At 71.9% G+C, this 12098-nt stretch carries 12 protein-coding genes; 8 read left to right on the top strand and 4 right to left on the bottom strand.

Features of this window, described 5'->3' with window-relative positions; all coding sequences use genetic code 11:
• The first annotated feature begins 5 nt into the window (after window positions 1-5).
• A complete protein-coding gene (locus tag V2S66_RS13795) occupies window positions 6-422 on the top strand; it encodes an alpha/beta fold hydrolase (RefSeq protein ID WP_330795116.1) in 417 nt (138 codons plus the stop codon).
• Between the two features lie 19 nt (window positions 423-441).
• On the opposite strand, the gene V2S66_RS13790 is transcribed toward V2S66_RS13795, so the two are convergent.
• The 3 genes from V2S66_RS13790 to sigK all read right to left on the bottom strand — a co-directional run bounded on the left by V2S66_RS13790 (window position 442) and on the right by sigK (window position 2030).
• Window positions 442-618, bottom strand: coding sequence for a hypothetical protein (locus V2S66_RS13790; protein ID WP_330795114.1), 177 nt, complete (start codon window positions 616-618; stop codon window positions 442-444).
• Window positions 619-687: 69 nt separating this feature from the next.
• Window positions 688-1452 carry an anti-sigma factor gene (locus V2S66_RS13785; protein WP_330795112.1) on the bottom strand — a complete coding sequence of 255 codons (765 nt, stop codon included), beginning with the start codon at window positions 1450-1452 and terminating at the stop codon, window positions 688-690.
• Window positions 1449-2030, bottom strand: a complete 582-nt coding sequence (gene sigK / locus V2S66_RS13780) for an ECF RNA polymerase sigma factor SigK (RefSeq protein ID WP_330795110.1) — start codon at window positions 2028-2030, stop codon at window positions 1449-1451. Before sigK ends, V2S66_RS13785 begins: the two co-directional genes overlap by 4 nt.
• A gap of 335 nt (window positions 2031-2365) precedes the next feature.
• Between sigK and V2S66_RS13775 the strand changes: the two genes are divergently transcribed.
• The 7 genes from V2S66_RS13775 to V2S66_RS13745 all read left to right on the top strand — a co-directional run bounded on the left by V2S66_RS13775 (window position 2366) and on the right by V2S66_RS13745 (window position 11687).
• Window positions 2366-4930, top strand: a complete 2565-nt coding sequence (locus V2S66_RS13775) for a Pls/PosA family non-ribosomal peptide synthetase (protein ID WP_330795108.1) — start codon at window positions 2366-2368, stop codon at window positions 4928-4930.
• Window positions 4927-7512 (top strand): non-ribosomal peptide synthetase, encoded by a 2586-nt coding sequence (locus tag V2S66_RS13770; protein ID WP_330795107.1) that lies wholly within the window; start codon window positions 4927-4929, stop codon window positions 7510-7512. The genes V2S66_RS13775 and V2S66_RS13770 overlap by 4 nt, the downstream gene beginning before the upstream one ends.
• Before the next feature lie 43 nt (window positions 7513-7555).
• Window positions 7556-8560 (top strand): TauD/TfdA family dioxygenase, encoded by a 1005-nt coding sequence (locus tag V2S66_RS13765; RefSeq protein WP_330795105.1) that lies wholly within the window; start codon window positions 7556-7558, stop codon window positions 8558-8560.
• Entirely contained in the window at window positions 8557-9627 is a 1071-nt protein-coding gene (gene sbnB, locus V2S66_RS13760; RefSeq protein ID WP_330795103.1) for a 2,3-diaminopropionate biosynthesis protein SbnB, read from the top strand. The genes V2S66_RS13765 and sbnB overlap by 4 nt, the downstream gene beginning before the upstream one ends.
• A gap of 98 nt (window positions 9628-9725) precedes the next feature.
• Window positions 9726-10733, top strand: a complete 1008-nt coding sequence (gene sbnA, locus V2S66_RS13755) for a 2,3-diaminopropionate biosynthesis protein SbnA (RefSeq protein WP_330795101.1) — start codon at window positions 9726-9728, stop codon at window positions 10731-10733.
• 11 nt (window positions 10734-10744) lie between these two features.
• Entirely contained in the window at window positions 10745-11101 is a 357-nt protein-coding gene (locus V2S66_RS13750; protein WP_330795099.1) for a hypothetical protein, read from the top strand.
• Between the two features lie 82 nt (window positions 11102-11183).
• Window positions 11184-11687, top strand: coding sequence for a GNAT family N-acetyltransferase (locus V2S66_RS13745; protein ID WP_330795097.1), 504 nt, complete (start codon window positions 11184-11186; stop codon window positions 11685-11687).
• Window positions 11688-11767: 80 nt separating this feature from the next.
• Here the strand turns inward: V2S66_RS13745 and V2S66_RS13740 are convergent, their stop codons facing one another.
• The gene (locus tag V2S66_RS13740; protein ID WP_330795095.1) at window positions 11768-12097 is read right to left on the bottom strand and encodes a hypothetical protein; all 330 of its coding nucleotides are present in this window, start codon (window positions 12095-12097) and stop codon (window positions 11768-11770) included.
• Window position 12098 lies beyond the last annotated feature (1 nt).

The following is a 12098-nucleotide window of genomic DNA, read 5'->3' as shown; positions in this document are numbered from 1 at the left end:
ACACCATGCCCCGCACCGCACGCCGCCGCAGCGCGATCACCGCGCTCGCCCTGGCAACCGCCCTGGCCTGCGCACCGCTCACCACGGCAGCCGCCGGCCCCGCCCACACCAGCCACCTCGCAACCGCCCCCAAGCCGACCATCGTGCTGGAGCACGGCGCCTTCGCCGACGCGTCGGGCTGGAACGGCGTCGCCGCCACCCTGCAAGCCGCCGGCTACACCGTCATCGCCCCCGCCGACCCCCTGCGCGGCCTGCCTCAGGACGCCGCCCGCCTCAGCGCCGTGCTGGCCTCTGTCGACGGCCCCGTCGTGCTGGTCGGGCACTCCTACGGCGGCGCGGTCATCACCCAGGCCGCAGCGGGAGACCCGCACATCTCTGCCCTCATCCTCACCGCTGCCCGCGCCACCGGCCGCAGGTCATGACGCTGACGCTGCGAAGGGGTCAGCGAGGCGTGTGGCGCGGCAGCTCCTGGAAGAGGTCGAGCGGCAACGGTCCGCGGTGGAGGACGTGGGGCACGTCGCCGAACGCGAGCACGGGTTCGTCCGGGCCGAGGGTCCGGAGCCGTTCGAGCGCGCGGTGGGTCACCTGGCAGACCGCTCGCAGGCTCGCGGTGGTCAACGGGAGGTAGGTCGTCCTCGGTTCCCGGGTCCGCCCAGGTCCCCCTTGGCCCACCTGGGTCCGCGGGTGTCAGCTCGGGAGCCGGATGGTCGCCAGCAACGGGGGTGTCGGCTGTTGCGACCCTCCGGCCGGCTCGATCGTGACGGCGACGTCCTTCGCGCCGGCCACCGGGCCGTTCAGCAGGCTCAGCTGCTGGGTGTCGTTGCCGGGGAGCAGGCCGGCCGAGCGCGGTCCGCCGGAACCGGTGAACCAGATCTGGTACTCGTGGCCCTTCGGCAGTGTGCGCAGACCGTCCGCGATGAAGACCGCGGCGTCACGGCTGCGGGAGGCGGCCACGGTCGCGACCGCCCCGTCGCTCAGCCGCTGCGCGCTCAGCTTCGTGTCGGGAGCGGACAGGACGTCCGCGATCGCGGCCTGCCGGCTCGCGGCCTGGTGCTGGGCGGCGTGCTGGCCGGACCTGGCGGCCAGGGCCTCCTGGTGCTGCCATGCGGCCAGCCCTCCGAACGTCGCGGCCGCGGCGAGGGCGGCGGCCGGCACGAGCCTGGCCGACCGCCGCGGGAACCATCGGACGGGTTGCCGCACGCGCGGCGGTCTCTGCTGCCTGGTGGAGGCGATGCGGCGCAGCACCTCGGACTTCGCCGCCGCCGGATCCGGCGGCGCGGCCGCGACCGCGGCGGCAACTCCCAGCTCGGCCGTGGTGGCCTCCATCTCGGCCACTTCGCGGCGGCACGGCTCGCAGTGCTCCATGTGCCGTTCGAAGAGTTCGCGGTCCCGGTCGGACAGCGCGTGCACGACGTACGCCCCGGCTGCGGTGTGCACCCCCGCCTCGCTCACGACGCCACCCCCAGACAGTCGCGCAGCCTGATCAGGGCGTCGCGCAGCCGCGTCCTGACGGTGCTCTGCGGCACGGACAGGGTCTGTGCCACTTCGGCGCAGGTCAGACCGTTGTAGTAGGCCAGGACCACGGAGGTGCGCTGGATCTCGGTGAGCCGCTGCAGGCAGCCGTGCACCCGCCGCTGCTCCATCCGCTGCTCGACCCGCTCGCTCACCTCGTCGAACGGCCGCTCGGCGCCGAGCCGGGCGGCTCTCACCTCCCGGTCGGCGGAGGACTGCGCGGAGCGGACCCGGTCCACCGAGCGGCGGTGCGCGACGGTCATGATCCATGCCCGCGCGTTGCCGCGCTGCGGGCGGAAACGTCCCGCGGTACGCCACACCTCCACCATGACGTCCTGCATGACCTCCTCGGACTGCGCGGCGTCCCGGACGATCCGCAGTGCCAGCCCGAACACGGGGCCGCTGACCAGGTCGTACAGCGGCTCGAAGGCATTGCGGTCGCCACCCGCGACCCGGGCCATCAGCTTGTCCAGGTCGTCCGGGGTGGAGGCGAAATCGGCGCTGTCGCTGTGCGCCACGCGTCATCACCCACTTCGTCCGCTGGACGGTCCCTGAGCGGGTCGCCGGAACACGGCGCACTTCCCATGGCACCACTCATCGACCTGCGCCGCACGCCGAAGACGCGACCGCCGGCACGCGCGCCCGCAGCCGGACCCTCGCGCGCCGATCGATGAATTCCGCCATATGAGACCGATGCCCGCACTGTGGGACTTTCCTTCCTTTCGCCAATGGTTTGGCGCGGCGCCCCCGAATAAGGGGAGTGCTGCGAGAGCACCGCTTGCCGTGAGGGGGACGGCGAGACATCGACGACCGACACGGAACAACGTCCGCACTCCCCCAAGGAGACCCGGTCATGGGAAAGCAGATCGACACGCTGCCACCTGACGTGGCGGGCGGCGCCTCGGCAGAGGACACGCGGGGCGCCCGGGCTGCCGGTGTCGCCACGGTCGCCACGGTCGAGAGGGAATTCGGTGCGCTGCTGGCCGAGGTGACACACGTCGGCAGCGTGGCGCCCGGTGATCACTTCTTCGACGATCTGGGCGCCGACTCCATGGTGATGGCGCATTTCTGCGCGCGGGTGAGGAAGTCGGAGCACCTGCCGCCGGTGTCCATGAAGGACGTCTACCGGCACCCGACCCTCGCAGGTCTGGCGGCGGCGCTCGTGGACGCCGCCCCCGCCGTACCGGTCCGGCAGCCGGAGGATCACGACCGGGGAAGCGGACAGCAGCAGGAGAGGCCGCCCGCCGCTTCTTCCGGCAGGGCGCGGTACGTGCTGTGCGGCGTCCTGCAACTGCTGGCGTTCCTCGGCTACTCCTATCTGATCGCGCTGCTCACCGTGCGGGGCTACGGATGGATCGACGCCGGGTCGGGCGCGGCGCAGGTGTATCTGCGGGCGGTGGTGTTCGGACTGGTCGCCTTCGCCGCTCTGTGCGCCCTTCCCGTCGTGGCGAAGTGGGTGCTCGTCGGCCGATGGACACCACGGCGGTTCACCGTCTGGAGCCTCGACTACGTGCGGTTCTGGATCGTCAGGACACTGATCCGCTCCGACCCGCTGGTCCTGTTCGCCGGCTCACCGCTGTACTCGCTCTATCTGCGCGCTCTCGGCGCCAGGATCGGCCGTGGCGTCACGATCTTCTCGCGCACGGTGCCCGTGTGCACCGACCTGCTCACCGTGGGTTCCGGAAGCGTCATCCGCAAGGACGCCTTCTTCACCTGCTACCGGGCGCGCGACGGGAGGATACAGACCGGGTCGGTGACCCTGGGAGCGGGCGTGGTCGTCAGCGAGGCCACGGTGCTCGACATCGACACGCGGATGGGCGACGCGGCCCAGCTCGGGCACGCCTCGTCTCTGCACCGAGGACAGGCGGTACCCGCGGGCGAGCACTGGCACGGGTCGCCGGCGCAGCGCGCCACGGCGGACTTCCAGGCGGTGGCCGCGGCCCCGTGCGGTTCCCTGCGCAGGGCCCTGCACAGCGTCGTGCAGCTGCTGAGCGTGCTGCTCGTCTACGTACCGCTGACGGCCGGCGGCATCGGCATCCTGCTCGCCCAGGCCCCCCAGCTCGCGTCGATCGCCCAGCCCGGCCCCAGCGCGCTGGGCCGCGGGAGCTTCTACGGGGAGGCCGTGGCGGTGTCGACCGTGCTCTTCTTCGGCGCCCTCGCGGTCGGTCTGCTGGCGATGGCCACGGTCCCGCGTCTGCTGAACCGGGCGCTCACCGCGGACCGGGTCTACCCCCTCTACGGCTTCCACTACGGGGTGCACCGCGCGATCGCGCTGATGACCAACAGGAGGTTCCTGAACCGGCTGTTCGGCGACAGCTCGGCCATCGTGCACTACCTGCGAAGGCTGGGGTACGACCTGTCCCGGGTCGAGCAGACCGGCTCGAACTTCGGCACCGAGGTACGGCACGAGTCCCCGTTCATGAGCGCCGTCGGACGCGGCACGATGATCGCCGACGGCCTCTCGGTCAACAACGCCGACTTCTCCAGCACCTCCTTCCGCGTGCACCGTACGCGCGTCGGCTCCCGCAGCTTCCTGGGGAACCGCATCGCCTACCCCACGCGGAGCAGGGCGGGCGACGACTGCCTGCTCGCGACGAAGGTGATGGTCCCGGTCGACGGGGAGGTCCGCGAGGGGGTCGGACTGCTCGGCTCGCCCAGCTTCGAGATCCCGAGGTCCGTCCTGCGGGACAGCAGCTTCGACCGGCTCAAGAGCGCCGAGGAACTGCGCCGGCGCCTGCCCGCCAAGAACCGGCACAACGCCGCGACGATGGCGTGGTACCTGCTGGTGCGCTGGGTGTACTTCGTGATGGTCGCCCTGCTCTTCTGGGTCGCCGCGGACCTCTACGGCTCGTTCGGCGTGACCGCCGTCGCGCTGGCCAACGTCACCGCGGTCGTTCTCAGCGCCGCGTACTTCGTCCTGGTGGAACGCGTCGTCACCTTCCTCCATCCGCTGAGCCCCTTGTTCTGCTCGATCTACGACGCCCGCTTCTGGCGGCGTGAGCGCTTCTGGAAGGTGCCGTCCGAGACGCATCTGCGGGTGTTCAACGGCACCCCGTACAAGAACCTGATCTGGCGGCTGCAAGGCGTCCACCTCGGCAAGCGGGTCTTCGACGACGGCTGCTACCTGACCGAGCGCACCCTCGTCACCATCGGTGACGACTGCATGCTCAACACCGGGAGCGTCATCCAGTGCCACTCCCAGGAGGACGGCACCTTCAAGTCCGAGCGCAGCGTCGTCGGGTCGGGCTGCACCGTCGGCGTAGGGGCTCTCGTGCACTACGGCGTCACCGTCGGCGACAACGCGGTGATCGCCCCCGACTCCTTCCTCATGAAGGGCGAGACCGTGCCGCCGGGCGCCCGCTGGGGAGGAAATCCGGCGCACCCCCTGCGATCCGCCGAGGACGGTGAAACCAGGTGAACGCGACAGCACGCGAAGCGACGGCCGGCGACGGCCACCGCACCGGCGAATCCACCGGCGAGCGGCCCACAGCGCTGCCCCGCTGGACCTCCGCACCGCGGCCGGGCAACGCCGAACAGGTCGTGGCGATCCCGCACGACATCCTGGCGCGGTTGGAACAGGTCGCGGACGCGACGGGCGTGACGCTCGACGCGCTGATGGTGAGCGCCCACGCCAAGGTGCTCGCGGTCCTCACCGGGGAGCGCGAGGTCGTGACCGGCTACGCCGCCGCGGCCGGCGACCGGCCGCCGCCCTGCCGGGTGACCGTCGCGCCCGGCTCCTGGCGCGCCCTGCTGCAAGCCGCCCAACAGGCCGTGTCCAGGGTCCTGACGAGCCCGCGCTCCCCTGCGGAGCGCCGCAGCCGCGGGAGGGACCTCCCGGCGCCCCCGCCCGAAGCCGTCTTCGACCCGGTCGGCACGAGCGCGCCCGCGGACGAGAGCGTGCTGCACGTGGCCGTCGCAGGCGGGGGCCGCCGCCGGCTGCTGCGACTGCGCTACCGGACCGACGTCCTCGACGCCTACTGCGCGACCCGGATCGCCCGCTACCATCTCACCGCGCTCACCCTGATCGCGGCCGACCCGGACGCCGGGCACGACCGGCAGAGCCTGCTCTCGGAAGGCGAACGCCTCTTCCAGGTCGAAGCGCTCGCCGGACCGCACCGCAAGCTGCCGGACGCGCGATTCCACGAACTGTTCGAGGAGCGGGTGCGAGCGCACCCCGACCGTGTCGCGGCGATCCACGGCGACCAGCGGTCGACGTACCGGGAACTCAACGTGCGCGCCAACCGGTTGGCGCACGGACTGCTGGCGGCCGGGCTGCGGCGGCAGGGCGTCGTCGCGGTGGCGGCCGAGCGCGACCTGGACTGGATGGCCGCGGTCGTCGCCGTGTGGAAGGCGGGCGGCGTCTACCTGCCCGTCGAGCCGCACCTGCCGCCCGATCGTGTCGCCGCCATGCTCTCCCGCGCCGGCTGCGACCTCGTCCTGGCCGAGCGCGGCCCCGGCGAGTCGGCCGTCGCGGCCGTCGCCACCCGGCCCGGGGCGCGGGTGCTGTTCCTCGACACGGCAGGGGAGGACCAAGCCGAGGACGACCCCGGGATCGCCGTCGGCGCGGACGATCTCGCCTACATCTTCTTCACCTCCGGCTCCACCGGCGAGCCCAAAGGCGCGATGTGCGAGCACGCGGGGATGCTCAACCACCTCTACGCCAAGATCGACGACCTCCGCATCCGCGAGGAGCACGTCGTCGCCCAGTGCGCGCCGCAGTCCTTCGACATCTCCCTGTGGCAGCTGCTGGCCGCGCCGCTGGCCGGCGGACGGACGCTGCTCGTCGAGCAGGCGGCGATCCTCGACGTCGGGAGGTTCCTCGACACGATCGCCGGCGGCAGGGCCGCGGTGGTGCAACTGGTCCCGTCCTACCTCGACGTCGTGCTGGGCCAGCTGGAGCGCGCGCCCCGGCGCCTGCCGGACCTGCGGTGCCTGTCGGTCACCGGCGAGGCGCTGAAGAAGGAGCTGGTCCGGCGCTGGTTCGCCGCCTTGCCCGGGGTCCCCCTGGTGAACGCCTACGGGCTGACCGAGACCTGCGACGACACCCACCACGAGGTGATGGACCGGGTGCCGGACACCGCCGACATCCCGCTCGGCCCTCCCGTCGCCAACGTGCACGCGTACGTCGTGGACGACCACCTGTCGCCGGTGCCGCTCGGCGCCCCCGGCGAGATCGTGTTCTCCGGGATCTGCGTCGGCCGCGGCTACGTCAACGACCCCGAGCGCACCCGGGCCGCCTTCACCGCGGACCCGCACCACCGCGGCCGGCGCCTGTACCGCACCGGCGATCGCGGCCGCTGGCAGCCGGACGGCAAACTGGCCTTCCTCGGCCGCGGGGACGCGCAGGTCAAGCTCCGCGGCTTCCGGATCGAACCCGGGGAGATCGAGAACGCGCTGCTGACCGACCCGCTCGTGCACGACGGCGCCGTCGTGGTCTCCCCCAGCTCCGGCCGGGACACCCTGGTGGCCTTCTACACCGGCCCCCGCCCGCTGGCACCGGAGGCGCTGCGCGACCGTCTGGGCAGATCGCTGCCCGCCTACATGGTCCCCACGGCCTTCCAGTGGCTCGCCCGGCTGCCGCTGACCGGGAACGGCAAGGTCGACAGGAAGGCCCTGGCCGCGCGTGCCGCGGACGTCGACCCCGAGGGGAGCGGCGAGAGCGGGTGGAGCGGCGGAATCGGCGACGACCGGCCGGCCGCACCCCGTACGCCCACCGAGCAGCGGCTGGCGGCGGCCTGGGCCGCGACCCTGGAGATCGCGCCGGACCGCATCGGCCGCCACGACCGCTTCCCCGACCTCGGCGGCACCTCACTGTCGGCCGTCAGGGTCGCGATCCGCCTGGACCGGGCCGTCTCGCCGAAGGACATGGCCGACCACCCCGTCCTCGCCGACCTCGCCGACCTGGTCGACGCCCGAGCCGCCGGCGAACGCCCGCACACGCACCCACCGGGACGCGGACCGGACGCGGCCGAAGGCCCGCCGGTCAGGACAGACGCCTGAACCCCGTCCACCACCAGCGACCGAACCACGAGAGGACGCCGCAATGCCGTCAACACCGCTGATCGCACCGGTCGAACCGGATCGCCGGTACGGCCGACCGCCCATGCTGCACGTCCGGCCCCCGGCCGACCCGGAGCAGTGGGTCCGCTCCCACCGCGATCCGCTGCTGGCCGCCGTCGCCGCGCACGGATCGGTCCTGGTACGCGGCCTGCGGCTGCGCACCCCGGAGCACGTCGCCCTCGTCCTGGAGCAGCTGGAGGTCCCGCCGGTCACCGAGCAGGAGTCCTTCGCACCCCGGCAGCCCTACGCCGAGGGCGTGTACCCCGCCACGAAGTGGCCGCAGAACGAGCCGATGTGCATGCACCACGAGCTGAGCTACAACCTCGACTTCCCCGGCCTGCTGCTCTTCGCCTGCCTCACCGCGCCCACCGACGGCGGCGCGACCGCCGTCGCCGACGCCTCGGCCGTCGTGGACGCGCTGCCGCACGGCCTCGTCGAGCGCTTCGAACGGCAGGGATGGATCCTGACCCGCAGCTACAACGGCGAGATCGGGGCCTCCGTGGCGGAGGCGTTCGGCACGGACGACCACGACGCCGTCGACAGCCACTGCCGGGCCGCCGGCATCGACGTCTCCTGGCAGCATGACGGCACCCTCCGCACCCGGCAGCGGCGCAGCGCCGTACTGCGCCATCCCGTCGACGGCCGCCGGTGCTGGTTCAACCAGATCGCCTTCCTCAACGAGTGGACGATCAACCCCGACATCAGGGAGTACCTCATCGGCGAGTACGGCGCCGACGGACTGCCGTTCAACACGTTCTGGGGCGACGGCGAACCCCTCACCCAGGACGCCGTGCAACAGATCAACCGCGTCTACGAGGCGCACACCTCGCGCACCCCGTGGCTGGCGGGCGATCTGCTGCTCGTCGACAACATCCGCACCGCCCACAGCAGGGAACCCTTCACGGGACCGCGGGAGGTGGCCGTCGCGATGGCCGCACCCCGGCGGGTCGCCGACTGCTCACCGACCATCGAGGTGAACCCCTCATGACCACCGCTCACGCCCCGGCCGCCAGGCCCGCGGCAACCGGGCAGCGCACCGCGCCGCCGTTCGCCGTGATCCCGGGCGACCAGGTCCAGCACACGCTGCGGGGCCGCGAGAAGCACCTCGTGGAGGTCGTCGAGGACGCCTACCGGCTGCACGGCGCCGGCGACACCGTCAACCCGCCGTCCTCCTTCCTGCGCTTCCCCGACCGCGCGTCCTCCCGGATGATCGCGCTCCCCGCCTCCCTCGGCGGACCGGACCGGGTGGACGGCCTGAAGTGGATCTCCAGCTTCCCCGAGAACGTCGCCGCCGGCATCCCCCGCGCCTCGGCTGTGCTCATCCTCAACGACCCCGTCACCGGCTATCCGTTCGCCTGCCTGGAAAGCTCCATCATCAGCGCCAGCAGAACGGCGGCATCAGCGGTGGCGGCAGCCGACCGGCTCAGCCGCGGCCGCCCGCGGCCGCCCCGCGTGGGGTTCCTCGGCACCGGGCTGATCGCCCGCTACGTCCACACCTTCCTCGAAGGCACCGGCTGGTCGTTCGACGACATCGGCGTGCACGACCTGTCCGCGGACAGCGCGGCCGGCTTCCGCACCTACCTCGAACAGTCGGGCACCGCCGCGCGGATCACCGTGCACCACTCCCCCGAGGACCTGATCCGCCGCAGCGACCTCGTGGTCCTCGCCACGGTCGCCGGCGAACCGCACCTCACCGATCCCTCCTGGTTCGCCCACAACCCCGTGGTACTCCACATCTCCCTGCGCGACCTCGCCCCCGAGGTGCTCCTGGCGTCGACCAACATCGTCGACGACGTCGAGCACTGCCTGCGCGCCGCGACCTCGACCCACCTGACCGAACAGCTCACCGGCAACCGCGACTTCCTGCACGGCACGCTGGACGACGTGAGGGCGGGCCGCGTCACCGTGCCGGCGGACCGGCCCGCCGTCTTCTCCCCGTTCGGCCTCGGCGTGCTCGACCTCGCGGTCGGCAGGTACGTGTACGACGAGGTGGCCCGCAGCGGAGAGCTCCAGGTCATCGAGGACTTCTTCCACGAACGACACCGCTACGGGTGAGGGCCCGCTCCCCCGGTCCGGCCGCACCGGCGGCCGGACGGGAATCCGGCCCCGCCGGTGGGATTCCCGGAGGTGCTCCACCAAAGGAGGAGACAACCGTGACGACCATCACCGTCCCCCACGCCTTCAACGAGGAAGACCTCTACGTCGACCTCCAGCCGATCTTCGGCCGGTCCCTGTTCCTCAAATGCGAGGGGCTGAACTTCGCCGGCTCCATCAAGCTGAAAGCGGCGAGTGAAATGGTCGACGCGGCCGAGCGCGACGGAACCCTGACCCCCGGATCGCTCCTGGTCGAGTCCTCGTCCGGCAACCTCGGCGTGGCGATGAGCATGATCGCCGCGAGCAAGGGCTACCGCTTCCTGTGCGTGACGGACTCCCGCTGCAACCTCACGACCCGGCTGATGATGGAGGCGCTGGGCAGCGAGGTGCACGTCGTCCCGGCGCGGGAGACGCCGGGCGGGTACCTGCGCGCGCGGCTCGACTACGTCCGCGACCTCTGCGCCCGCGACGACAACTGCGTGTGGCTGAGCCAGTACACCAATCCCGCGAACTGGAAGGCGCACTACCGCAGGACGGCGCCGGCCATCGCCCGCGCCTTCCCCGAGTTGGACGTGCTGTTCGTGGGGGCCGGCACCACGGGAACCCTCATGGGGTGCGCCCGCTGGTTCCGCGCCTGGCACCGGCCGGTGCGGATCGTCGCGGTGGACAGCGCCGGCTCTGTGACCTTCGGCGGACCGGCCGGGCGCCGGATGATCCCCGGCCTCGGCATGAGCATCCGGCCGCCGCTGCTCGACGAGTCCTTCGTGGACGAGGCACTTCTCGTCGAGGAGGCGGAGACCGTCCGCACCTGCCACCGCATGGCCCGGCGCGGCTTCCTGTTCGGCGGCTCGACCGGCACCGTGGTCAGCGGCGCCATGAACTGGCTCGCCCGCAGGGACGCCCGCGAACTGACCGCGGTCGCCATCGCGCCCGACCTCGGCGAGCGGTACCTCGACACCGTCTATCAGAGCAACTGGGTGCAGGACCTCTACGACGAGGAAACCGTCGACGCCGGGACCGCCGGAAGGCGGCACGAGGAGAGCCGGTCGGGGCGGCCCGCGCGGTGACGGCTTCTGCGATGGACACCGACGACGAGATCAACATCAAGCACGGCTACCAGGTCGGCGGGGAGTCGCTGTCCTACCTGGTGGAGCAGTTCCCGGAGGGCAGCACCCACGACCCCGTCGGCGCGTCCGAGCGCAGCCGCGACGCCTTCGAGCAGGGCGACCGCTCCATCCTCGCGCTCTCGCAGTCCTGGGGCCAGCACGCCCACGCGGTGATGCCGATACCGCGGGCGGAGAGCTGGAACCAGAGCAGCCGGCCGTGGACCATCGACGTGGCCGACCCGAACCGCGCGGCGAACGAGGCCGGGGGCGACCAGGCACGCCGGATACGCGTCTACGAGGACAGCAGGGGCTGCGTCGAGTTGCCGTAGCCCGCTGCTCCTCGGGCCCGAAGCCGCCCGGGCGGACCGATCCGGGGCAGCCGACGGCGGAGCGCTGCTACGGTCGGGCTCCATGAGCTGGCTTCCCGATGACTTCGTCCACCCCGTCCTGATTCCGCTGCCGGGCGGCGCTCATCACCTGCGGCCGATCCGGGAGTCGGACACCCCGCTCGACTATCCGGCGGTGATGGGCTCACGCGAGCGGCTGTGGACCATCTTCGGCCCGGCCTGGGGCTGGCCGTCGGCCACCATGACGTACGAGGCCGACCAGGCCGACCTGCTGCGCCACGAGAAGGAGATCGCCGCACACCAGTCCTTCAACTACGCGCTGTTCGACGCGGCGGAGACGGCTCTGCTCGGCTGCGTCTACATCGACCCACCCGAGAAGGCCGGCGCGGACGGCGAGATCTCCTGGTGGGTGGTGGACGAGCTGGTGGGCGGCGAGGTCGAGCAGGCCCTCGACGCGCTGGTGCCGCAGTGGATCACCGCCGCATGGCCGTTCGAGCGGCCACGCTTCCTCGGCCGCGGAATCTCCTGGTCGGACTGGCTCGCCCTGCCGCAGCATCTCGACACCTGAGCGGTCGCCACCCGCCCCGACCCCGAAGGGGTGGACCGAACGGGAGTCCCGCCCAGCCCATCTCCGCGCCGGCCTCACGATCACGCTGCCGAGCATGACGCAAAGTACTCTTCGAGCAATTCGAACAGAACCTCGATTGCGCGCTCATCTTCCTCTGGCGTGAGATAGCGAATGTCCGGCAGGGCACCGTCCTCATAGATCTCGCAGAGGACGAGTTGCGGCCAGTAGAGTTCGGGGCGCCCCTTGCCTCGGGGAACGAGCCAGTTGTGGAATGCCTTGAGCGCGGGGCGCTCCGAGCCCAGCTCGTATCCAGTCAAGAAGGCGCAGGTCCCCTCGTAGGTTTTCCGCATCACATAGATGCCGTGGTGCCTTCTCAGCTCGGGCATGAACTCAGAAAGCGGCATGGTCATG

The organism is Actinacidiphila polyblastidii (genome assembly GCF_036353415.1).
Classification (GTDB): domain Bacteria; phylum Actinomycetota; class Actinomycetes; order Streptomycetales; family Streptomycetaceae; genus Actinacidiphila; species Actinacidiphila polyblastidii.
The sequence above is the reverse complement of the archived record's forward strand: the minus strand, read 5'-3'. Positions and strand labels throughout refer to the sequence as shown.